22 protein-coding genes are annotated in these 24,363 nt (G+C 42.3%); 21 read left to right on the forward strand and 1 reads right to left on the reverse strand.

Translation table 11 applies throughout. The features are described 5' to 3' along the window. Positions 1-772 precede the first annotated feature (772 nt). The 20 genes from U5K72_13685 (at position 773) to U5K72_13780 (ending at position 22,484) form a co-directional block, all read left to right on the forward strand. Positions 773-2,692 (forward strand): PAS domain S-box protein, encoded by a 1,920-nt coding sequence (locus U5K72_13685; protein ID MDZ7719863.1) that lies wholly within the window; start codon positions 773-775, stop codon positions 2,690-2,692. A gap of 767 nt (positions 2,693-3,459) precedes the next feature. Beyond that, positions 3,460-4,515 carry a lysylphosphatidylglycerol synthase transmembrane domain-containing protein gene (locus U5K72_13690; GenBank protein MDZ7719864.1) on the forward strand — a complete coding sequence of 352 codons (1,056 nt, stop codon included), beginning with the start codon at positions 3,460-3,462 and terminating at the stop codon, positions 4,513-4,515. After that, positions 4,508-6,745, forward strand: a complete 2,238-nt coding sequence (locus U5K72_13695) for a glycosyltransferase (GenBank protein MDZ7719865.1) — start codon at positions 4,508-4,510, stop codon at positions 6,743-6,745. The genes U5K72_13690 and U5K72_13695 overlap by 8 nt, the downstream gene beginning before the upstream one ends. A gap of 184 nt (positions 6,746-6,929) precedes the next feature. Continuing rightward, on the forward strand, positions 6,930-7,781 hold the full coding sequence (locus U5K72_13700; GenBank protein ID MDZ7719866.1) for a mechanosensitive ion channel: 852 nt from the start codon (positions 6,930-6,932) through the stop codon (positions 7,779-7,781). Positions 7,782-7,820: 39 nt separating this feature from the next. Then, positions 7,821-8,003: a hypothetical protein gene (locus tag U5K72_13705; GenBank protein ID MDZ7719867.1), complete on the forward strand. Its 183-nt coding sequence runs from the start codon at positions 7,821-7,823 to the stop codon at positions 8,001-8,003. 302 nt (positions 8,004-8,305) lie between these two features. Continuing rightward, positions 8,306-8,557, forward strand: coding sequence for a DUF6364 family protein (locus tag U5K72_13710; protein ID MDZ7719868.1), 252 nt, complete (start codon positions 8,306-8,308; stop codon positions 8,555-8,557). Further along, on the forward strand, positions 8,535-8,978 hold the full coding sequence (locus U5K72_13715; protein MDZ7719869.1) for a PIN domain-containing protein: 444 nt from the start codon (positions 8,535-8,537) through the stop codon (positions 8,976-8,978). The genes U5K72_13710 and U5K72_13715 overlap by 23 nt, the downstream gene beginning before the upstream one ends. Before the next feature lie 341 nt (positions 8,979-9,319). Further along, positions 9,320-9,637 (forward strand): hypothetical protein, encoded by a 318-nt coding sequence (locus tag U5K72_13720; GenBank protein ID MDZ7719870.1) that lies wholly within the window; start codon positions 9,320-9,322, stop codon positions 9,635-9,637. Further along, positions 9,634-10,140 carry a DUF2231 domain-containing protein gene (locus U5K72_13725; GenBank protein MDZ7719871.1) on the forward strand — a complete coding sequence of 169 codons (507 nt, stop codon included), beginning with the start codon at positions 9,634-9,636 and terminating at the stop codon, positions 10,138-10,140. The genes U5K72_13720 and U5K72_13725 overlap by 4 nt, the downstream gene beginning before the upstream one ends. A gap of 309 nt (positions 10,141-10,449) precedes the next feature. Beyond that, a complete protein-coding gene (locus U5K72_13730; GenBank protein ID MDZ7719872.1) occupies positions 10,450-10,692 on the forward strand; it encodes a type II toxin-antitoxin system ParD family antitoxin in 243 nt (80 codons plus the stop codon). After that, complete coding sequence (locus U5K72_13735) at positions 10,689-10,934, forward strand: type II toxin-antitoxin system RelE/ParE family toxin (GenBank protein MDZ7719873.1); 246 nt, start codon at positions 10,689-10,691, stop codon at positions 10,932-10,934. The genes U5K72_13730 and U5K72_13735 overlap by 4 nt, the downstream gene beginning before the upstream one ends. 167 nt (positions 10,935-11,101) lie before the next feature. Continuing rightward, on the forward strand, positions 11,102-11,623 hold the full coding sequence (locus tag U5K72_13740; protein ID MDZ7719874.1) for a hypothetical protein: 522 nt from the start codon (positions 11,102-11,104) through the stop codon (positions 11,621-11,623). After that, a complete protein-coding gene (locus U5K72_13745; GenBank protein MDZ7719875.1) occupies positions 11,524-12,132 on the forward strand; it encodes a hypothetical protein in 609 nt (202 codons plus the stop codon). Before U5K72_13740 ends, U5K72_13745 begins: the two co-directional genes overlap by 100 nt. Before the next feature lie 177 nt (positions 12,133-12,309). Further along, positions 12,310-12,708, forward strand: coding sequence for a type ISP restriction/modification enzyme (locus U5K72_13750; GenBank protein ID MDZ7719876.1), 399 nt, complete (start codon positions 12,310-12,312; stop codon positions 12,706-12,708). A gap of 52 nt (positions 12,709-12,760) precedes the next feature. Further along, entirely contained in the window at positions 12,761-13,162 is a 402-nt protein-coding gene (locus U5K72_13755; protein ID MDZ7719877.1) for a hypothetical protein, read from the forward strand. Continuing rightward, complete coding sequence (locus tag U5K72_13760; protein MDZ7719878.1) at positions 13,140-13,505, forward strand: helix-turn-helix transcriptional regulator; 366 nt, start codon at positions 13,140-13,142, stop codon at positions 13,503-13,505. The genes U5K72_13755 and U5K72_13760 overlap by 23 nt, the downstream gene beginning before the upstream one ends. Positions 13,506-13,993: 488 nt before the next feature. Beyond that, positions 13,994-14,893, forward strand: a complete 900-nt coding sequence (locus U5K72_13765; GenBank protein ID MDZ7719879.1) for a cation diffusion facilitator family transporter — start codon at positions 13,994-13,996, stop codon at positions 14,891-14,893. Between the two features lie 501 nt (positions 14,894-15,394). After that, on the forward strand, positions 15,395-16,186 hold the full coding sequence (locus U5K72_13770) for a nucleoside phosphorylase (protein ID MDZ7719880.1): 792 nt from the start codon (positions 15,395-15,397) through the stop codon (positions 16,184-16,186). A gap of 674 nt (positions 16,187-16,860) precedes the next feature. Beyond that, the gene (locus U5K72_13775; GenBank protein MDZ7719881.1) at positions 16,861-21,219 is read left to right on the forward strand and encodes a CusA/CzcA family heavy metal efflux RND transporter; all 4,359 of its coding nucleotides are present in this window, start codon (positions 16,861-16,863) and stop codon (positions 21,217-21,219) included. Positions 21,220-21,245: 26 nt separating this feature from the next. Continuing rightward, positions 21,246-22,484, forward strand: coding sequence for an efflux RND transporter periplasmic adaptor subunit (locus U5K72_13780; protein MDZ7719882.1), 1,239 nt, complete (start codon positions 21,246-21,248; stop codon positions 22,482-22,484). Positions 22,485-22,832: 348 nt separating this feature from the next. On the opposite strand, the gene U5K72_13785 is transcribed toward U5K72_13780, so the two are convergent. Beyond that, the gene (locus U5K72_13785) at positions 22,833-23,219 is read right to left on the reverse strand and encodes a DUF302 domain-containing protein (protein MDZ7719883.1); all 387 of its coding nucleotides are present in this window, start codon (positions 23,217-23,219) and stop codon (positions 22,833-22,835) included. Between the two features lie 357 nt (positions 23,220-23,576). Between U5K72_13785 and U5K72_13790 the strand changes: the two genes are divergently transcribed. After that, positions 23,577-24,245, forward strand: a complete 669-nt coding sequence (locus tag U5K72_13790) for a hypothetical protein (GenBank protein MDZ7719884.1) — start codon at positions 23,577-23,579, stop codon at positions 24,243-24,245. The last annotated feature ends 118 nt before the right edge of the window (positions 24,246-24,363 follow it).

Genomic DNA, 24,363 nt, shown 5'->3' on the forward strand with positions numbered 1-24,363 from the left:
TAACGTTTATGTTTGATAAGAGGATAAGCCTGTAAATGATTATAATCATTCCAAATTATGGGTTATCCATTACAAGCTGCAATACAAAAAAGTGGCAGCAACTGTCCGGAAGGGATGCCCAAATCAATGATAGTGCCACTGTATAGATCAAAAACTTGGTATAAAGAGATGATATTGAGAGTAAAACCGGATGAAGAAGGACACAGCAAAGAATTTAATAAAATCAGGTTGATATAAAACAACAAGATTGCCGTGTGGAGGACTTGCCCCATTTTTATGGTTTAAAGGTATTACTGTAGTATGTTCTTTTGGCTTGACCCAAAAGGAACCAAAAAGTCAAGACTGTGAATACTTGGCGGCGGACACGAGTTCACCGTGGAATCCTTTCAATGGTCCATATCACTCAAAAACTTTAAAATTCGCTACTCGCCGGTATGAAAGGATTCTCCTCACGGTTCAATCGTTGTCCTTTTATCCGCCAACTATTCAAGGTCAATCCATTTTTCTCAGTTTCGTTTATAAAATTATATAAGCCATTGATATTATTATAATTATAGATTATAAAGTATGAATATCGGGGTAACTTCACTGCCGTGTGCTCTTTTAATGCAAAAATTAAATGTTTATGATGATCAAATTAGTATAATTTTTTTATCAGGAAATGATCTATCATCAACAAGAGAAATTAATTAAAGCCAATTCAAAACGTGGCGCTAACTCAATACATACGCGGCTAAAAGTTTAAAAGGCAGCGGGTACACAATATCGGTTTATGAATAAATCAGATCGAATAGTCGGAAATCTGGAAAAGGTGAGTAAGCTGCTTGAATCAACCAATGGGATTCAGCAGGATGATATAGCGAAAATTCGCGAATTATTGGATGGAATAAATGAGGAGATTCAAGAGAGAACTTCTGGCAAGGGATCGACTAACGAGTTGGGAATCGATCTATATCAAACCATATTTGAGAAATCACCCATTGGAATATTGCACTATAATGAGAAGGGAGAGATTACTATCTGCAATAAACGATTTACTGAAATATTGGGAACTACCTCTGATAAAATAATCGGCTTGAATATGACTGAGCTTCCGGATGTAAAGATTGTTGAAGCGGTCAAAAAAGCATTAGATGGCAAGAAAAGCGAATATGAGGGAAAGTACAGATCAGTTACATCAGGAAAGACAGTACCGGTGCGGGTTATCTTTCATCCGTTGAATAACACGGAGAATAACTTGGGTGATGGAATTGCCATGATAGAAGATATTACGGAGCGATATAATGCTCGTAAAAAACTTATAGAGAGTGAAAACAGGTATCACAGCCTTTTTGAAAATAAGCATATTATTATGCTTGTGATCGATCCGGATAGCGGACAAATTTTGGATGCCAATCCGGCTGCCATTGAATTTTACGGATGGCCGCGGGAAACATTAAAGAAAATGAAAATATCCGATATTGATACCCTTTCTCCGGAGGAAATAAATCAAGAAATAGACGGAGCTAAAAACGAAAAGAGGAATGTTTTTCATTTTAAACACAGGCTTGCCGACGGTTCCGTGCGGGATGTAGAGGTGTTCACCGGGCTTAATAAGAAGGAGGGAAAGCTGGTATTATTTTCCATTGTACATGATATTACAACCCGTGTCAGAGCCGAAAAAGAGCTATTAAAGTTTAAGCTCGGAATTGAACGTTCACCCAATATCATCTTTATAACTGATAAGGATGGATACTTTCAATACGTTAATCCATCGTTTCAGAAAAAATATGGATATACGATAGATGAACTTGAGGGAAAAACCCCCAGGGTTTTAAAGTCCGGTGTGCAGACTGATGATTTTTACGAAGAGTTCTGGGAAACAATATTAGATGGCCAGGTTATGGAAGGAGAGATAATGAATAGGACTAAAGGTGGAGATCTTTTAGATATAAAATTCTCCAGTAACCCGATTATTGATGAAAATGAAGAATTGATGGGTTTTATAGCGATCCAGGAAGATATTTCCGAAAAGAAAAAGAAAGATCGCCAGCTTCGGAAATCGCTGAAAGAGAAGGAGGTACTGCTTTCCGAAATCCATCACCGGGTCAAAAATAATCTCGCTGTAATCTCAGCACTGCTGGAATTGAATTTGTACCAGGGCGACGAAATGTCGGTTGAAGAGTATATCCAAAGCAGTCAGCTAAGGATTAAAACCATGGCAAATGTTCACGAGATGTTTTATCAATCAGAATCCTTTGCAAGTATCTCTTTCGGGAAGTATATCGAACGATTGATTTCAACGATTCAGTCTTCATTGCAACCAAATACTACTTACGTTGAATTTGAAACAGATCTTAATGAAGCGGAGTTAAACATTAACCAGGCTGTACCCTGCGGTTTAATAATAAATGAATTGATTACTAACTCTCTGAAGCATGCTTTTCCTGGTAAAAAAGAGGGCAAGGTCTGCGTAACTCTGGACTCTGATAATGACACTTTTATATTGATAATTGAAGATAACGGCATCGGTTTGCCGGATGGTTTTAACATCGAAACGGCCCAGGACATGGGAATGACCCTGGTTCGCATTTTGAGTAAACAACTGGAGGCAGATCTTACCGTTAATAACAGCAAAGAGGGTGTGGCATTTACAATCACTTTTCAGGCGAACGATACATTTAAAGGCTCGATCAGCAGCTTGTCTGTTTGAACAAATAGTTGTCTCTTCCTGTTTTTGCGCGTCGCCGACGCTTCAAATTTTACTTGTTCCGAAAGAGGACCTTCTGTGAGTAAACAAATGAAAACTCCGAAAGTCATCCCGGGTTAGACCCTGGATCTCCGTATGTTGCATAGGAGTAGTTGATCTCAACGGCAGGTAACCCTGGCACACTTGGGAGATTTCGGCTCGTCGGCCGAAGTGACGGATCTGCTAATTTACTTACACCAGTTGATAGGTGTTTAGCGATCTGGTAAATAAAAAAGATAAATCACTGGCAAAATCGGTGTATCGCCCTCTCTCCTTCGGAGGTTGTCCAAAAAGGATGGCCTGAACTCGATTTAGAATCTCCACTCTTAAACTATGCTTGGAGATACCGGATCGGGGTCCGGTATGACAATAAGAATATTGATTTTTCTCACATCCTTTTTGAAAAAGCTCGTTTGGGGGAGAGGGCGAAATAATAAATGACACATGGTGAGCCGAGTTTTTCACTGCTAAAACAAGCAGAAAAGAAGGTCTTCGATACGAGTAAATTTTTTTAAGCCTGTTTTAAATTTCGGTTATTCACCAACGGATCGGATTATGGCAGAGTTTGAATGTGTTTGGGATCAATATTTACTCACAGTCTTATATGTTACGGATACCAGTCCATCAGTCCGATAGGTTGAAATAGATCGCCTATTTGTATTTGTGGGATCTGATTATTGGAAGTACTTTTCTTTTCATGAAATGAATAAAACAAACCTGCAGAATACCTGATGGCAACCCGGTGGCAATTTGAAAATCCAAAATGGCGCATCTTATTATTTGGACTGCTTTTTATAGGTTTAACCGGGGCCGGTATTTATGTAGTGTACAGTGCATTTGCTAATCAAAACTTTACGTTCGACCGCAGGCTGCTTTCTCCTTCAGCTATAGCTTTGACAATTACACTACTGTTTATCTATTTTTCGAGCGATGGGCTTCGATTATATTATACACTGCGTGCGTTGGGACAACAAGTCAGCTTTTCTGTAATAACCCGACTCGTATTTATTAACCTCTTTTTTTCTAATATTACTCCAATGGCAACGGGAGGTGGATTTGCTCAAATATGGTATTTGCACAAAAATGGAGTGTCGGTGGGCCATGCAACCGCAGCAACAACCATTCGAACTGTGTTGGCTGTACTTTTTATTTTTACGCTTACCCCCATCTGTCTGTTTACGTTAGATCCGCTCAATTCGTCATCTATTTTTAGAGATATTGGCAGCACATTAATTCTTCTGGTGATCGTGTACATATCTTTTTTTGTAACCGTCATTTTCAGAACCCGATGGTTGATTTATCCCTCAATCAGCTTTTTAAGACTCCTTTTCCGATTCAAAATCATCAAAAAAGAAACCTTCCGAAGGTGGCATTTTAAAATCCGGAGAGAAATACTGAGGTTCAGTCTTTCTTTCATAGAATATTTTTCAGGCCGGACGATTTGGGTTGTGTTGTCGGTCGTATTTACAATGATCTTTTTGGCAAGCCTGTTTTCCTTTCCCGCCATACTGATTTATGCTTTAGGATACGAAGTGAACTATTTTACAATTATTGGATTATTGGTTGTTACAACATTTGTCATGTATTTTTCACCTACACCCGGTGCATCCGGTATTTCAGAAGGTGTTTTTGGCTCATTTTTTAAAGATATACTTGGCAGCAATCATCTTGTTCTTGTGATTGTAGCCTGGCGATTTTTAACCATCTATCTCGGAATGATCATCGGAATGTTCATATTTCAAAAAACCATTTCCGAATCTGCAAATAATAACAATGAAGATGCATAAACCGCTCAAACTGATCTTCTATGCGGTAATATTACTCGTTGTAGTAATATTGGTATACAAGGTTTATTTGAATGTCAATGTCACTGATATTGAAGCCAAGCATACAGAGCAGATCGATGCTATTAAAAACAAGTTGGCGGGACAAACCCAATTTAATTTTGCTGTTGTTGGTAATATCAACAATTCTATAGGAATCTTTGAAAAACAGTTGATTCCAAAAATTAACGCATCAGATAGTCAGTTTTTAATTTCCGCAGGTAATGCCGTTTTGGATGGCGGCGTAGATAAATACCAGGCACTTGAAGGAACATTAAATCATCTCAACATTCCTTATCTGCTCACATTTGGAGAAAACGAATATGAATCGTTTGGCGGCTTTCGCTTTTATGAACATTACGGCCCCTATTATTTTAGCTTTGTAGTTGCTGATTCACGATTCATTTTTTTAGACAGTACCGGCAAAACTCCCTGGAGCTGGCAATTGCAGTGGCTCACTGAGCTTATGAAAAGTGATCAGTCCAATCACCAATTTATATTTGTTTCAAAACCCGTTCTTAAAGTACCCAATGAGTATCTGTTTGGGGACGATGATGAAGATGCAATACCTGATTCCACTCGTACAGAACTCATTGAGATCATCGAGCGATACAGTGTTGACGCCGTATTCTCTTCGGAAATTCCAACATTTAATGTTCAGAAAAGAGAAGACACATATTTTGTCACCACCGGTGGAGCCGGAGGTTTGGACCTCAATACAGATCGTAGTTTTTATCATTACGTGGATGTATCCGTTTCTAAAGATAGTATTCAAATTCAACAAAAAGCTATCGACGAAGGCCAGGGACTCATAGCCCGGCAACTTGAAAATCTTTGGTTTTTCATTTACTCCTTTTTCTATGTTGGGTATTTGAATTTTTTCTTGTTGGTAGGTGTGCTCGTTTTAATTTCCATTAAACTGTACACCACTATTTATGAATCCAAAGAGTTTTACCCCATTTATGAAGTTGATCCCTCTCCGTGGTTAGACAAAACCATAAGGGTGGCCATGTTTACCGACAACTACCTGCCTTTTATTGGTGGAGTACCCATTTCTATTTCAAGGCTATACAAAGGCTTAAAACAGCTTAAAAACAAGGTTCTGATCATTGCTCCGTCCTATCACAATCAATCAGAAAAAGAGGAAGATGTTTTCCGGGTTCCGTCTTTGATATCCTTTGGCAAAGAAAGTGAGTTTAGAATGGCGAATATCTTCCTCAAAAAGATTCGAAAGGCTGTTTATGCTTTTAAACCGGATATTATTCATGTTCACCACCCGTTCTGGATGGGGTCTTTAGGCTTGTTTATAGCTCGATGGAAAAAAATCCCAGCGGTATTTACGTATCATACCCGGCTCGAGCACTACGCCCATTTTGTACCACTCCCTACGAGATTATTTCGAAACCTTATTTCACATTTACTGATCCGAAGATTTGCCAATAAATGTGATGGCATTATTGTTCCAACCAACTCTGTTGAGAAATATCTGCACATGATAGGAGTGGAAACTCCCTGTTTTGTACAATCTACCGGTATAGAATTTGAAGAGTTCCAGCAAGTGGAACCGGAAAAAATTCAAAACTTAAAAGAATCACTGGGCATAAAAGATGAAATAGTTCTGTTAAGCGTATCGAGATTATCGGATGAAAAGAATATTGATTTTATGATTGAGGCTCTCAGTAAATTAAAAAAGAGTATTCAGCAACCGTTTACTTTTTTGATGATTGGAGACGGCCATAAAAAAGATGAATTACAAAAAAAGGTGGCTCGTTTAGGCTTATCTGAAAACGTACAGCTGGTTGGATCAGTTGATCCCGACGAGATGAAAACCTGGTATAATTTAGGTGATATTTTTCTGTTTGCTTCAAAATCGGAAACACAAGGCATGGTAATCCTTGAAGCCATGGCAGCCGGTTTGCCGGTAGTAGCTGTTAAAGCTACCGGAATAGATGATGTGGTTGAAGACGGAGTTAATGGATATAAAACACCGGAGAAGATTGCCTTATGGGCGAATAAAGTACAATTACTTATTGATGATAAGAATCACAGAAAGAAGCTGTCAGATAATGCCCGGGAGTTTTCAAGTTCTTTTTCGATCGAATATTTTGGAAGAAATGTACAGGAGATCTACGCTATCATATTGGCTGCCTATAATCAAAATAAGTCAGGTACAAAATCTAAAAAGGTTCAATAAAGTTGAAACTCATACTTTAAGATTTAGATGTAAACCGGTAAACGCGTTCGAACAGTTATAACAGAGCACTCTTTTCAAAATTAAATCTCAATACAAATCTTAGAAATTCTCCAGTAAATTCAATCCTCTATTTTCTTGCGATACAATTCTTTTGAGAGGCAAGCAATTGAAGTATTATTGAGTAATGGATGAATTAGGTTTAAATAATATGATGGCATCAGATTCTATCTATGGGGAACTTATCAGTACAGTTATTATAATAGCTACAGTATTTCTTTTTCATTTTTTGGTTACCCGCTATATTCGGAAAAAGGTGCGGTCGAATGAACTGAGGCGCAAGTGGCTGGTTCAGTCTCGCAATGCTTTTATCCTGCTCCTTTTGTTAGGTCTTGTTTTTATCTGGGGTTCAGAAATCCGTACACTTGCACTATCGATGGTTGCCCTTGCTGTTGCACTGGTAGTTGCAACAAAGGAACTTATCCTTTGTGTCTCCGGGTCCATACTCAAAACAATTTCTGGATCTTTTGATTTGGGAGATCGAATACAAATCAAGGATTTTCGGGGAGATGTGATTGATCAAAACTTACTTGCAACAACGATACTGGAGGTGGGACCGGGCAAAATTACTCACCATCGAACGGGCCGATTGTCCGTAATTCCCAATTCGTTATTTGTGTCAGAACCGGTCATCAATGAAAGCTATACTTCCGATTATATTCTCCATGTTTTTACAGTGCCTTTTAAACGGGAGGATGACTGGCAAACGGCCCAGAAAATGTTTTTGGAAGCGGCAATCAAATATTGCGAACCCTATCTTGATGATGTTCGTAATCATATGAACCAATTAAGTAAAACGAAGGGTCTTGATGTTCCAACCGTTGATCCGCGTGTGACTATCCAGGTACCCTCGCCAGGTGAAGTTCTTTTGATTATAAGAATGCCCGCTAAATCCAAGCAGCAAGGGTATGTGGAACAGGCAATTTTGTCGGAGGTGTTAACTGAGCATGATTTCTCATCGACCAAAAATGAAAAATAATAAATCCGGTGACTGAAGATTCACGGCGGTAAATCTGTGATGTTAAAAGCATTAAAGTCATCATTCAAAGACAAAGAAGATGCTCTTCAATATTTTACCGTTCAATTCAGGGAAACCGATTACTTTATTACACGAAATGTGGAAGATTACAAACCACATGTTGAGTTTCTTGAAGTGATGACACCCACAGAATTTGTGGATTTAATTGATGATTTTGAATAGAAAAAAGGGGCACAAGTGACGCTTCGCTTAACACTTGCGCCAGTCGTGGAGTACCTGTTAAGCGGTTCGAATTAAATAACCTGACAGCACCCACTGGATCTGTCAGCGTTATGAAGCAAAGACAATTCCCTTCGACGCTGATCCCGACGCTTCGGGAAGAAAAGCACGGGACCACGCTGTCAGGTCGGTAAACACGTATGAAGGAGAACCTCCGGTACGAGTAAAACAGTTATAAAGTATCACTCTTTTCAAAATTAGAAACTAATACGTATTTTCAAATAAACACGTGTAAATAGATTTCTATGAAGAAGAAACTCACACTTACCGTTGAGGAAGAGATTATAAAATCCGCCAAAAGACAGGCGAAACGGCATGGAACGTCTGTGTCTCAACTGTTTGAAGAGAGCTTTAAAGAGGAGCGGGTACATACAATTCAAACAGAATCACAAAAAGCGGCGGGTCAACTGTTGAAAAAATTGGAAGCCTCAGAAAGCACACAGGCAAAACGGGATAAAGAATTAATCAAAGAACATGTTAAAAGGAAGTTTGCCTGAGGTATTTCTCGACACAGATGTATGCTTTGATATTTTATCAAAAAGAGAACCCCATTATAAACATTCTGTTCAACTGCTTGAGCTTGCCGAACAAGACCGCATCTCTTTAATGATGGCAGAAAGCGGCCTCGCAAACCTGATCTACCTGATGTTTGACATCCATAAAATTGATGATGCCAAAGAAAAGCTGATTGACTTTACCAGGGCAACCCAAATCATTTACGGCGGTAAATCTGTGATGTTAAAAGCATTAAAGTCATCATTTAAAGACAAAGAAGATGCTCTTCAATATTTTACCGCTCAATACAGGGAAACCGATTACTTTATTACACGAAATATCAAAGATTATAAACCACATGTTGAGTTTCTTGAAGTGATGACACCCAAGGAATTTTTGGATTTAATTGATGATTTTGAATAGAAAAAAGGGGCACAAGTGACGCTTCGCTTAACACTTGCGCCAGTCGGGTTCAATTGATGATTCTGAATAGAAAAAACGGGCTTCCCTTTGCAGTTTACTTGTTCCGAAGGTCCTCCTTCGGAACACCCGTTGGGAAGCTCTGCTTCTACTATCACAACAGTAAAATTTGATTCCGGATGAGTGTTCATGTTTTGATATCGTATTCAAGCTATTTCAATCATCCGATGACTACAATGGTTTCATGGAAATGGCTGTCAAAACAATTTATTACAGACGTGAAGTTGTATTGATTGTATCTTAAATTTATTCATTCATAATAAGATCTAACACAAACATACTCTATGAAATCTATTAAAGTTTTTTCTACACTTGCTCTACTTTTATTTATGATCTCCGCTTGCGGGGAAGATACCTCCGTTGTGGAATCCGGAACCTATACAGGCACGATTCAGGAAGTGAATGCCGAGGAAACTGAAATCTATGTGGAACTTGAGAGCGGTGACGTCATTGAGTTGTACTTTACCGATACAACCACTCTGACCCAAAATGGCGAAGATGTTCCCTTTTCCACCATCCAGGTTGATGATCGCGTAGAAGTTACGGTAGAAAAAACCGGTCAGCGGCTTGATCCTGTAAGTGTTGAACTGCTCAACGAATGAACGAGCTTCCGGGCATTTGGAGAACAGAACTGTGGCACCCAATGGTCGTGCATTTTCCAATTGTGCTATTGTTGGGCGCAGCAGTTTTAAGAATGTTATCGAAATTCTTTGCTGAAGAAAAAAGTGCATTTCTAAAGAATACAAGCCGGCTGAGTTTATACATCGGTGTAGTTACTGCATGGATTGCAATCTACACCGGTTCGCTGGCAGACAGTATTGTTGTGAGGGAACTCTGCGACCCAACTGTGCTGGAAGACCACGAAAATGCAGCGTTCACGCTGGGTTATATTTTTACTGCATCTGTACTTTTTGATTCTCTGGATCTCTTTTCGTGGCATAAGCTCTCTTTTCTTAAAAAACCATTTATAGAATGGATTGTGATCGGTTTACTGCTTACAGGAACTGTTTACCTGGGCTACACGGCACACCTTGGGGCCACTCTTGTCTATCAACAAAGTGCTGCTGTTTACCAGCCTACGGAAGGTTGCGTTGAGTTTGAGTAAACCTCAACTGCAAGCCCTCATAGAAAGATCGCTACCGTTCAGCTAAAAAATGGGTTAAAGGCTGCTATCAACGGGAACAGTTATAGACGGCATAATACAATCTGATTTTTTTGACACAGATATAATATACACCGTCAATAACAACTATCAACGCTGTCGTTCAGAAGGAGCGAAGCGACTGAAGAATCTCATCGCAAAAGAGGAACTCTTAGAAAAGAAATTCTTCAGATTCGTTTAGAATGACAGCTTGAGTTTTCACATTTGTAATGAATACCAATAATTGGTACTCTTTGAAAAAACTACATTCCTATGAGTAAAAATACATCCATAACCTTAAGTGATCACTTTCAGGACTTCATAAAAAAAGAAGTCTCATCCGGTCGATATACCAATGCGAGTGAAGTTATCCGAACGGCCCTTCGGCTACTTCAGAATGAAGAACAAAAAATGCAAAATTTGAGAAATGCATTGGAAAAGGGAGAAGAAAGTGATTTAAGAGAAGATTTCGATCCAAAAAAGCATTTGAAGTCTCTGCATGAAAAACATTTATGAAAAAGCCCGTTTATAAAATCCGGGATGAGGCAATCAACGATCTTGAAAAGATTTGGGAGTACACATTCGAAAATTGGTCAATAGATCAAGCAGACAGATATTACAATTTGCTTATCTTAGAGATTGAATTTATTGCTGAGAACTTTTTGGCCGGTAAATCTATGGAATATATCAAAGAAGGTTATCGGGCTTCAAAGATTAAATCTCACCTGATCTTTTACAAAAAAGGACGGATAATGTAGTTGAGATAGTGCGGGTACTTCACGAACGAATGGATATTGAGAACAGGCTGAAATCGTAAAATTGCAGCCATGAATCCAATCACAAAACTTCCCTTTGTAGTTCACTTCTGATTTTATTAGGATAAAGTGCTTTAAACAAGGCGGGTAAAGCCCGGCTGCTGGCGGATGTGATCGAAAAAGCCCTGAATGCCGATGCCGAAAATGCCGACCGCGTGAATGAGTCGGCCAATAACACGCTTCGGGAGCAGCTTTCGGCGTTTCAGAACGTGCTGATTCATGACATCGGGGCGAAGGAGTTTGCCGATATTTATGCGCAGACCATCGCCTACGGGATGTTTGCCGCCCGGCTGCACGATCCGAGCCTCGACACTTTTGACCGACACGAAGCCGCCGCGCTCATCCCCAAAACCAATCCCTTTTTGCGGAAGCTGTTCCAGTACATTGCCGGCTACGACCTCGACGACCGCATCACCTGGATCGTGGACGGACTCGCCGATATTTTCCGCGCTACGGATGTGGACGGCCTGCTCAAAAACTTCGGGAAATCCACGCAGCAGCAAGATCCCATCATTCACTTTTACGAGACCTTTTGGCCGAGTACGATCCCTCACTGCGCAAAAGCCGGGGCGTTTGGTACACGCCCGAGCCGGTGGTCAATTTTATTGTCCGCGCGGTGGATGATATCCTGAAGGATGAATTCGGGCTGAAAGACGGCCTGGCCGATACTTCCAAAACCACGGTGAAGGTGAATACCGATGTGCCCGACAAACGCTCGCCCACCGGCTACAAACAGGTGGAGAAGGAGGTCCACAAAGTGCAGATTTTAGACATCGCCACGGGAACCGGAACCTTTTTGGCGGAAGTGATTAAGCAGATTTATTCCCGTTTTAAGGGACAGCAGGGCATCTGGAAGCAATATGTGGAAAAACACCTGATTCCCCGACTGAATGGATTTGAGATTTTGATGGCCAGCTACGCCATGGCGCATCTGAAGCTGGACCTGCTGCTCCGCGAAACCGGGGTTGAACCCAGCGGCACTGAGCGATTTCGGGTGTATCTCACCAACTCGCTGGAAGAACACCACCCCGATACCGGAACCCTGTTTGCAAGCTGGCTGAGCCAGGAGGCGAACGAGGCCAACCATGTGAGTTATCCTTTGGATAGTGCTTTTTGTGAGTTTCACAATGGTTATGATTGAAAATAAAATCAAAGAAAATCCCGATTTTAACTTTAAATCTGCTTGGTATCACTTTATTCCACATATTTTTATGGCTTCATCCTTTGGATATGGTTTTGTGAGTCTCATAATTTTTGCCATTACTAATAATAATTAATGATGTAATTACTTCAAGAAGCGTTTTCAAAATCTCTATAAATGAAAATTATCGAGTCAGGCGATAATGTGATTTCGAATCGGTTGACGAAAAGAGATCCGGGGTTTGTGTTGGATGAGCCTGAACAGGGAGAGGAATCGGAAAAAGAGATCTCCCCTGGAGGGGAGAGCCGCGAAGCGGGAGGGGTGTCAGATCCCGGAACACCCACCGATCTCCAAACCGGCAAAGTGTGGATCAACGAAACCCAGTATTTCGGCAACGTCCCAAAAAAAGCCTGGGAGTTCTACATCGGCGGCTACCAACCCGCCGAAAAATGGCTCAAAGACCGCCGCGACCGAGAGCTTTCTATCGAGGAAATCCGCCATTACCAAAAAATCATCGTGGCCCTGATGGAGACGGATCGGATTATGGGGGAGATTGATGGGGTTTTTGAGGTGTAGTTCATTATAAATCGGTTAGTGAATTGAATAATATTAAGCAATAGCTTAACTTATGAATCGAAATGCAATCATAATAAAACAATCTTCTGATGGCGGGCGAGCTATTGCTGTTGATGAAGAAAATGCAGAAGACCTACTAACGTTCTTTCGGCAGGATAAACGATACCAGAAGAAATTTAATCACATATGTGAGTTGATATTGGGGAATCACATCAACCGTGAGCTTTATGATAAAGAAGAACCGGATGATAAAAGCAAAGGCGTTCGGGCGATGAAGTTTTTTAAAGGTCAGGAGAACGCCAGGGTTTATTGTAAGGAGGTTAGTACCACTGATAAAACAACTGTTATTATAGCAGCAGAAGTGTTAAGAAGAAAAAAGCAGACCAAACTGACACACAAAGAAATCAACATCATACATCGGGTAGCGAGTTATGAGTACGACACAATCAAATAAAGCGGAAAATATTCGAAACGAGTTCCAAAAGCTGTTCGAACAATCTCCTGAAGAGCAGGTGGAGCACCGGGCACAGATGCTTTCCTATATTTTTCTGAGTGAAGCCCAAAAAGCGATGGATCGCAAGGAATGGACCCGTAAACGGTTAGCCAAAGAGATTGGTACATCCGCCAGCTATCTAACACAACTTTTCCGGGGAGACCGGCTTTTGAATCTCAAAACAATTGCGAAGATTGAAGCGGCACTGGAAATAAATTTCGGAGTTTCTGCTTCACAGGATACTGTTACTTACCAGAGCCGTGAAGAGTTGAATCTGGATCCTTCCCAGGTAAATGAACCTTGATTGTGGATGTGATTGCATATTCAGCGAGGCAAATGTACGAGCCGAACAAATACATGAAGAAGAAGGGTGGGCACAATTTTTACAAACGATTGATGCCGGTTTTAAATACAGCGGCATCCACAAAACATGAACTGGGAATTGTGGAACAATAACGCAAAAAATAAGGGACGGCTTTCACCGCCCCGGGGGAATCCTAATAACGGGACTGGCCCGATTTCGGATTCATAACCAATATAATAACGTTTATAATGAGTAAAAAAATTTTAATAAAACAGACAGCAATCAAACAGTTAATAAATGCTTTATTTAAAGGGGAGAAAAGCAAATTAAGAGAAAGCTTTAATCCAAAAAAGCATTTAAAATCATTACACAAAAAATATAGATGAGTAATTTGTTGATTTTAAAGACCGATGGGCTCTAAAACGTGTAAACCCGTCTGACCGAAAAAGCAACGGTCGGACGGGGTAGTATTGCAAAACCATTACCCTATGCCACACAACCACTCACATTCACACGATCAATCTCACGCAAAAACCTACGGAAAGGCATTTGCCATTGGCATCGGCCTGAATGTAGCCTATGTCATTGTTGAGGCAACCTACGGGTTGCTGATCGATTCGTCGGCTTTGCTGGCAGATGCAGGACATAACCTGAGTGACGTCTTCAGCCTGATCTTCGCCTGGTTCGCGATGGCGATTGCACAAAAACGTCCCGCGAAGAAGTTTACCTATGGGTTGAGGCGAAGTACCATTTTGGTCTCCATTCTGAATGCACTGCTGCTGTTTGGAGCCGCCGGAGTGATTGGCTGGGAGGCCTGGCAAAAACTTTATAATCCCGTTGAAATTCCCGGAAACACCATCATGATTGTAGCCGGAATCGGGTTGGTGATCAATACAGCTACAGCGCTTCTGTTTATGAAGGGCCAAAAAGATGACCTGAATATCAAGGGAGCGTTTTTACATATGGCGGCCGATGCCGGAGTTTCGCTTGGAGTGGTGGTTTCCGGGCTTTTAATCACCGTAACCGGCGCCATGTGGATCGACCCGGTAACCAGTTTTCTGATTCTTATTGTGATTGTTTACGGTACGTGGGGACTCTTTATCGATTCCATCAACCTTGCGCTGGATGCCGTTCCAAAAGATATAGACTACGAAGAGGTGGAAAGTTTTTTGAAAGATCACGAGGAAGTTGAGTCGATCCATGATCTGCATATCTGGGCGATGAGTACAACGGAGAATGTTTTGTCCGTGCATATCGTCTTAAAAACTGACAAGACAGATCAATTTTTGACAGAGATAAAAGAGGGGTTGAGAGAAAAATTCAAAATAGACCATTCAACCATCCAGGTGGAAGTATCTGATTTGAAGGATAGTTTGATGAGGGATTAATCCAGTAAATGTTTCTTTAAATTGATTAAATGAGGGTTTTGAAAAACTCTGACCGTCATCCTGAACTTTCCCATCGTTCCCTCCGGGGGATTCAGGATCTCCAGATACTGGCTATAAAGACGAATGGAGAATCTGAATCGAGTTCAGATTGACCAATAACCACGGTTTTGCAAAGCCCTCTAAATCTTATATTCCACTTATTACGTGTTCGGTTGTGTTCACTTTTGAATTGTCGATGGAGGGGTTGCCCGTTTCAAATAGTGAATGATGACCATTACAATAAGTGATCGCTTTGGAGGAAGTGTTGCTAAACAGTAAATTTTTATTTGAATATGAGTTTGATATAAAACTTTGAAAAATGAGTTTCATTTTCTTCGTAAAGAAATGACTTTATTGCATCCAAAACAGAGACTTTATCTCGAACTCAAGTCACTTTTTATAAATTGACTTTTAGGCTAATCTGAAATTCGCACATTTGTTAAATCACATATCATTCAAATAATGACCCACAATTTCCTGTCACAAAAGAAAGACTACAAGGAACCATCTGTATTCAAACCGGAAAATCTGCTGCGGGAAGCCCGGCGTCAAAAATCGATCCCGGAGTGTGAGATTCCGGCCATCTGTCTGTTGGATCCCGATGGGGATATTGTTGACTATCTTAAAAAAAGAGGGAGAGCTTCCGTCAATCGCTGCTGGGCGGGGTATCATACAACAATGTACCAGTTTGAACTGGATGGAAAGACGATTGGAATCATCGGCCGGGCGGTTGGAGCCTCGTTTGCAGTTCTTCTTGCAGAGCAGATGTTTGTGAGCGGCTGCGAACTGCTGATCAGCATCACATCGGCCGGAACCATAATTTCGCCGAAAGGAGGTCAAAGGTTTATTCTGATTGAAGAAGCCCTTCGGGATGAAGGCACCAGCTTTCATTATTTGCCCCCGGATAAACCGGCTCAGATCAACCCGAAGCTTTTGATGAAGCTGAAAGATCTGGAATCAGATTCTGATATTTCGATGGGAACCGGGAAAAGCTGGACGACGGATGCACCCTACCGTGAAACGCAAGCGGCGATCAATCACGCAGAGCAGCAAAAGGTTACCGCCGTGGAGATGGAGGCCGCGGCTCTCTATGCATTTTCCAGGTCAAGGAATAAAAAAGTGGTATGCTTTGCTCACCTAACCAACACGATGGCCCGGGAAGGGGAAGATTTTGAGAAGGGAGAAGAGGGCGGAAGCATCGCTTCGCTGGAACTTGTGAAAAAGGTGATCTCAAAGCTGGTCAGTGAATCATGAATTGAAATATCTGTTTTCAGTATTAGAATATAGAATATGAGCTTTTCCTCCTTCAAAAAAATTGTGTTCTTTTACAGTATGGGTAATCAATTTGATGGAAAGAATATACGAGTGTCAAAAAAGGGATTTTAAATCCACAATAATTAAAAAAGATGAAAGATTTTCGTATAGACAAATTGGAGCATCTCTTTATCCATGTCTTACTCTTAACCTCAACTTGTTGCACTGCATTCAAGAAATGAGTATCCTTTCAAATCTTACATGAAAGTTATTTCCTACATATTAATCCTGCTGATGACTCTTATGGTGCTTCGCCCCCTGTGCAGACGCTGCTGAGATTGGAACGCATCAAAAGGAACAGGTTGTCAAGATCAGCTCGCAAAACCTCACTCTTGAGAACGGCACGGATCAGCATGCTGAAGCCTGCTCACCATTATGTTCTTGCAAGTGTTGTCCCTCTGTAGCGAGTGACTCGCTGGATTTATTAGAATTGAATTCAACTTCCCCTATGTTGAGAACGGTTCAAAACAAACCAGATCTCTTTACCAGCCCTCCAGATATCATCTGGTCCCCTCCACGGCTCCTTTCCTAACTTCCTTTCCATCTATTATCGCGCAGTAACAGGAAAAGTCTATCCTGTCTGTACCCTTTCAAACCTATTAACCGGACTATCCATGATTAATCGGATCATTACGTATTCCGTAAAGAATAAACTTATCATCGGGCTGTTTACCCTTGCACTTGCTGCCTGGGGAGCCTACTCATTAACGCAGGTATCTGTGGATGCCGTACCTGATATCACCAATAACCAGGTTCGCGTTATCACGACCTCACCAAACCTGGCAACGCAGGAAGTGGAACAGTTTATCACCTTCCCTGTTGAGCTTTCCATGGCAAACTTGCCGGGCGTTGTGGAAATGAGATCGGTCTCCAAGCTGGGACTGTCCATTGTCACCATTGTCTTTGAGGAGGATCTGGGAACCTACCTCCCACGCCAACTTGTCTCCGAACAACTCAAAGAAGCTGAAAGTCAGATTCCGGGACATATGGGAACACCCAAAATGGCACCGATAACTACCGGCCTCGGAGAAATCTATCAATATATTCTTGATGTGAAGCCCGGCTATGAAGATCAATATGATGCCATGGAACTGCGCTCCATCCAGGACTGGATTATTCGGCGTCAACTCTCCGGAATTCAGGGTGTTGTTGAGATCAATAGCTGGGGAGGATTTTTGAAGCAGTATGAGGTAGCTGTCAATCCCGAGAAGCTTCGCAGTATGAATATTACGCTGACCGAGATTTATGAGGCACTTGAAAGCAACAATGAGAATACCGGCGGAAGTTACATCGAGAAAGGCTCCGAAACCTTTTTCATCCGGGGAGAGGGACAGGTTCAGGCACTTGAAGACATCCGAAATATCGTTGTTAAAACCGAGAATAACTTTCCTGTAACGATCGGTGACCTGGCAGATGTCCGCTTTGGTCATGCGGTTCGATACGGAGCGATTACTGCCAATGGTGAAGGTAATAAAGTGGGCGGTCAGCTTTTGATGTTGAAAGGCGAAAATACAGCAGAAGTTATTGAGCGAATCAAAGAGAGGATTGCCCAGGTTCAGCAAACACTGCCGGAAGGAGTCGTCATCAAACCGTTTCTGGACCGGACGGAACTGATCGATAAAACCACGGCCACCGTTGCCGAAAACCTGACGCTGGGTGGATTGATTGTGATTTTTGTACTGGTATTGTTGATTGGAAACTTCCGCTCCGGTTTGATTGTCGCCTCCGTCATTCCCCTGTCGATGCTCTTTGCACTCGGAATGATGAACCTGTTTGATGTGTCGGCCAACCTGATGAGCCTCGGCGCGATTGACTTCGGAATTATCATTGATGGAGCTGTGATTATCGTGGAATTCACGTTGTTTCAACTGGCTTCGAAAACGGGGGTTCTGGCGGGGCTTACAGGAAAAGAGCGCCAAAACAAGCTCGATGAACTGACGATTCAATCCTCCAGCCGAATGATGCGCTCAGCCATTTTCGGGCAGGTTATTATCCTGATTGTGTTTATTCCCATCCTTACGCTCACTGGTATCGAAGGCAAAATGTTCAAACCAATGGCTCTAACGTTCGGCTTTGCCATGCTGGGTGCCATGATTCTGTGTCTTACGTACGTCCCTATGATCTCTTCGATGTTCCTGAACGAAAATGTGAAAGCGGAGAACGGCATTTCCCAGCGCATTATGAATGTCTTCCACAGATTTTATGACCCTGCAATCCGGTTTGCCTTGCGAAGAAAGGGTATTGTGATTGTTACAGCAATATTGCTTTTTGGGGCGGCGCTGGTGGTGTTCTTACGAATGGGCGGTGAATTTATCCCCCAGCTTGATGAAGGCGATTTTGCCATTCATCCGCTGGTGAAACCAGGAACATCACTTACCCAGACTGTGGAGACAAACACTCGAATTGAACGGATTCTGATGGAAGAATTTCCAGATGAGATTGAACAGGTGGTTTCGCGAATTGGAACCGGTGAAGTCCCGAACGACCCCATGTCGATGGAGATGTCGGATTTGATCGTGGTACTACACGAGAAAGATCAGTGGACCAAAGCCGAAACCAAGGAAGAGCTGGGCGAGCAGATGAGAGAAGCCATGTCGGCTGTTCCCGGAGTAAACTATGCGTTTTCACAGCCCATTGAGATGCGTTTTAATGAATTGATGACCGGTGTCCGTTCGGATGTCGCCATCAAGATTTATGGAGATGACCTGAATCTTCTGTTCAACAAAGCGAACGAAGCAGCCGGAATCATCGCCAACATTCAGGGTGCGGCGGATATAAATGTTGAACAAATTACAGGTCTTCCGCAGATGGTCGTCGATTATGATCGTGATAAAATGGCCCGGTATGGATTAACCATTGAAAATGTGAACAACACCATCCAAACGGCTTTTTCAGGAGGAATTGCCGGAGTTGTGTTTGAGGGTGAACGCCGGTTTGATCTTGCAGTTCGGCTTCAGGAACCTTTTCGACAGGACATTGAACATTTGCGTGGCCTTTATATCAGCCTCCCGAATGGAGAACAGGTTCCGCTGGATCAGCTTGCAAGTATAGAATACCGGGAAGGCCCGGCCCAAATTTCACGGGATGATACCCGGCGAAGAATCGTCATTGGTGTCAATGTCCGTGACCGGGATGTGGAGTCGCTGGTTGATGAAATCAGCCAAACTTTGGATGCAGAGTTGACACTTCCCGCCGGTTATTACATCACGTATGGAGGTGCATTTGAAAACTTGCAGCGGGCCAAAGATCGGCTGGCGATTGCCGTACCATTGGCGCTTGGACTCATCTTCCTGTTGCTCTTTTTCACATTTAATTCTATTAAACAGTCACTCATGGTATTTACGGCGATTCCACTCGCGGCCATCGGCGGAGTGTTTGCCCTGTGGATTCGCGGTATCCCGTTCAGCATTTCGGCGGGTGTTGGATTTATCGCACTGTTTGGAATTGCGGTACTGAACGGAATCATTCTGATTAGTTTCTTTAATCAGCTCAAGGAAGAAGGAGTGAATGATATCGATGAACGGATTTTGCGTGGAACTCGTCAGCGATTGCGACCCGTTCTGCTAACCGCCTTCACCGATGCACTCGGTTTTCTCCCGATGGCACTTTCTGCATCTGCCGGTGCGGAAGTCCAGCGTCCACTGGCCACAGTAGTAATTGGAGGATTGATTTCCGCAACATTTTTAACCCTGGTTGTGCTGCCGGTGCTCTACCGTATTTTTGATGAAGGCGTTTCATGGAGTCCGGTTTCTCCGAAAACAGCCATTGCAGGAGTTCTCTTGCCTGCCCTGTTTTTAGGCCTGGCAGGAAGTGTCATTGCCCAGGATAGCAATGGAATTACCCTCGATCAGGCGATTGAATCTGCCCTGCAGGAAAATAAACAGTTGCAGTCGGAGGAGTATAAGATCGAACGCAGAGAGGCTTTGAAGAGATCAACATTTGATCTCGGTGATACCGAACTGTTTTATTCCCGGGCGGAGGCTGAAACCGGAATTAGCTGGGGCATCGAATCCTATGGAATCAGCCAGGAACTCCCGTTTCCAACACGATTCATCAATCGGCGGAAATCAGAGGGATCAAAGGTTGATCTGCAGCAATCGGCCTATAATCTGACCAAGTCAGAACTGATTCGAAATGTCCGGACAGCCTATTATCAGGTAGCATACGGACATCAAAAACTGAATCTGCTGAGTGAGCTTCGAACGGTCTTCGAAGATTTTCAACGGGCCGCGGAAGTTCGATTTGAATCGGGTGAAACCGGAAAGCTTGAACAGGTTGCCGCTCGCTCCAGGTATCATCGTTTGGAGGCAGAATGGCAACAGGCACGGGCAGATCTTGAGATCTACTACGATGAACTCCAGCGATGGTCCTATCTCAGTGATTCTACTCGTATTTCTGAACAACCCCTTGAAGCCATGGTTCAGCAAGAAATCATATCGGGGGAAGAAGCAATTCTGTCTCAAAATCCGCTTCTCCAATACCGGGAAAATGCTGTGGATGTTGCTGAAGCAGAGCGATCACTGCAACGGTCTGAATGGCTGCCTGACCTGTCGTTAGAATATCGCTGGCAGCAGATTCGGGGTGCTGACGGATTTTATGGTTTCCACGTGGGAGTAAAAGTTCCGTTATGGTTCCGTGGTCAGCAGCAGCGCTCAAAAGCGGCCTCTTTGGATCTGCGTGCTGCACAGGCTGAATTTGAAGACCAACGGTTTGCACTGCAAAACCAAATAGATCAATTACAAAATGAGCTTTTGAAGCTGCAAACACAGATTGATTTCTATCAAACCGAACAGATGGCACTGGCGGACGAACTTCTCAATACAGGCCGGAAAAGTTATAATGCCGGCAATATCGACTATGTAACCTATGTGAACTATATCGATGAGGCCATCGAGATCAAACATTCCTACCTGGATTTGTTGTATGAGTATCTCCTTCTTCAGGCAGAATGGAAGCAGATCATCGGACAATAAATTTAATCACTCAAACCAATCAACTCATGAAAACTTTATCAAACTCAATACGATGGATGACATTGCTTCTCTTCATTTCTCTGGTGGGATGCAATAATCAACAAACCGGCGAAGCCTCACATGATGATCACGCTGAGGAAGAAGAACACGCTGAAGAAACGATGGAAGTGGAACTGACCTCCCGGCAATTGGACGCGGTGGGCATCGAAACGGGCTCCTTTTCTCGTCTTCCATTGCAAAATTCAGTCAAGGCAAACGGCATCCTTGAACTGCCACCTCAAAACAAGGCGGATGTCAGTTCGCTCGTTCCCGGATCGATCCGTTCTATTGAAGTGATCGAAGGGGACCGGGTTGCCAAGGGCGAAGTCTTAGCTGAACTTGAGGATCTGAGCATCATCGACTTGCAGCAGAATTATGTAGAGGCCAGTGAACGACTTGCCTATTTAGAACAGGATTACGAACGAAAAAAACGATTGATGGATGAAGGTGTTGGATCTCAGCGTGAATTTCAGCAGGCTTCATCGGAGTACAACTCAACCCGGGCCAAGACTTCTGCAGTAAAGGGAAAACTTGAACTTTTAGGGTTGAATCCTGCAGAAGTCCGGGAAGGAATGATCAAAACATCCGTTCCTATCCGTGCTCCATTGGAAGGGTTTGTTCGAAAAGTCGAAGTGAACACAGGCAGTTTTGTCACTCCCGGTCAGCACTTGTTTGAGATCGTGGATAATCATCACATCCATATCGATCTGATGGTATATGAAAAAGACCTGCACAAGGTCCGCGATGATCAAATCGTCAAATTCCGATACACCAACCAGCCGGACGACAAACTGTACGAAGCAAGAATTTTTGCTGTGGGAAAAGCTTTTGAACAGGAACCCAAAGCGGTACAGGTTCACGCCGAACTCACCAACAGACAACCGGATCTGTTACCGGGAATGTACGTGGAAGCCTGGATTGTAACTGACAGCACACAGGTATTGGCACTACCGGAAGGCGCTGTGGTTTCAGATAGTGGTTCATCCTATATCTTTATCCGGGAGCATGAGGAAGAACACGCAACAGTTGAGCAGGTTTCCGATTCCGACGAACATGAACATGGATCACGGTTTAAAGCGATGGAAGTGATTACCGGTGTAACTGACAAGGGATATGTGGAAATAAAGCTACTGCAAGACCTTCCCGAGGATACAGAGGTCGTAACGAATGGCGCTTTTTTCATTCTTTCTGAGATGAAAAAGGGTGAGGGTGGACATCATCATTAAACGAAGGCTTTGCATTACTGCCCGTCTGCACGCTGTGTGTGCGGGCTGACGGGTTGGGGACACCCATCAGCCGGTAAAAACAACCGACAGATGGGTATTTCAAACCCCCGTGATCGGTAGTTAAAAGTTCACCCTATTTTTAGAATGAATGAAATACTCATTTAAAAGACAATGCATTTTTCTTGCCAGTTCAGAATTCTACATCCATTATTAGCATTGCAGTAATTCCGCATTGCTTGCAAGCAGGAAAAAATACAATGTCTGAAGAGGGCAGTTTTGGAGTCATCGGATGAGTGGAATTGCCAAAAAATGGGATATGGCTCGAATACTCATCCGATGATTGCTATGTTAAATAGCTTTTATCACCTTCTCCAATTTCGATTTTACCTCGCCTGCAATTTTCCCAAGGCTGTCATTTTCAACCGCCTGCATGGAGTCTAACGGATTGACCGCAGAAACTTCAACGGTTCCGTCTTCATGCTCTTCCACAATTACATTGCAGGGAAGCATCGTACCGATTTTATCTTCAGCCTGGAGGGCTTTGTGAGCAAAACCGGGATTGCAGGCTCCAAGAATTTTATACTTTTTAAAATCCACATCCAGTTTCTTTTTCAGTGTTTCTTTTACATCGATTTCGGTGAGTACACCAAACCCCTCTTTCTTAAGTTCATCGGTGGTTTTTGCAATTGCATCTTCAAAAGATCCGTCAAATTTGGTTGATACGTAGTAACTCATGATTGTCCTGTTATTATTAAGATTTGTGTATTTATAATGTAACAAGATTTACGATGACAAGATGCCACAAGCGGATTCGATTTTATTGATCGGCTGGATTTATTACTATGATCAGATCTGGTATTGTAGAGGCAAGCATTATATTAACGTAAACTCAGGATAAGAATATCAAGAATTGGCATAGAAAAGTCCCCTCCTTTTCCAAGGAGGGGATTTAGGGGTGGTTGATACAGAATTTAGTTTCAGTTTCAAGATTTAATCTCCTTTCTACCTCCCCGAACCCCTCCTAATCATAGAAGGGGATTTCATTTTCAACTATATTATCCCAAACTCAGGTTATATTAGAAAAATGTAAAAATGCTAAATAAAATTAAACATGCTCTAAAAAAACTCTCAACATGGGAGCCCTCTTTTGACCCGTCAAAATTTAAGGATGATATTGCTATGGAAACCCAATGGTCGCCCCTGAAACGCGGCGGGTCTAATTTTCAAACTCACAAATTAGTTGAGGTTAATTATAACCGGTTGGAATTTAAATCTACACTTGGGGCGAAAATTTTCAGCCTCATATTTTTATGCGTTGGATTAACAGTGCCTGTATTTTTTGGAATAAAGATGGTTCAGGAGACGGGAGACCTGTTTCAAAAGGATTTTCTGTTCATTCTTCTGTTTGGGTTGATTTTTGGGTCCGTCGGCGGCTGGTTGTTTTACAGTTTTTCGAAACCTGTAATTTTCGATAAAAGCATGAGCCTCTACTGGAAGGGATGGAAAGCTCCAAAACGTTACATGGCAAAATTGAAAGAAGATGACAGCAGCAGAATTGGCAATATTTATGCTTTACAAATTATCCCGGAACTGGTTCGAAATGATAACAAAAGTTACGTGAGCTACGAGTTAAACCTGGTTCTTAAAGATGGGTCACGGATGAATGTGGTGGATCATGGAAGTCCTATTAAACTTCGGGAAGATGCAAAGGTCCTGTCTGAATTTTTGGGAGTGCCCGTCTGGGATGCAGTACATGCTTAAAAATTCTAAATTCAACGGAAAAAGTTCAAATATACCTGTAAGTCCGAATTCAGAAACAGGAGTAGCCATTTTGAGTGGGAAATCAGTGAATTATGTAACAGATCCATATATTTATATA

Source organism: Balneolaceae bacterium (assembly GCA_034521495.1).
In the GTDB taxonomy this organism is placed as follows: domain Bacteria; phylum Bacteroidota; class Rhodothermia; order Balneolales; family Balneolaceae; genus Rhodohalobacter.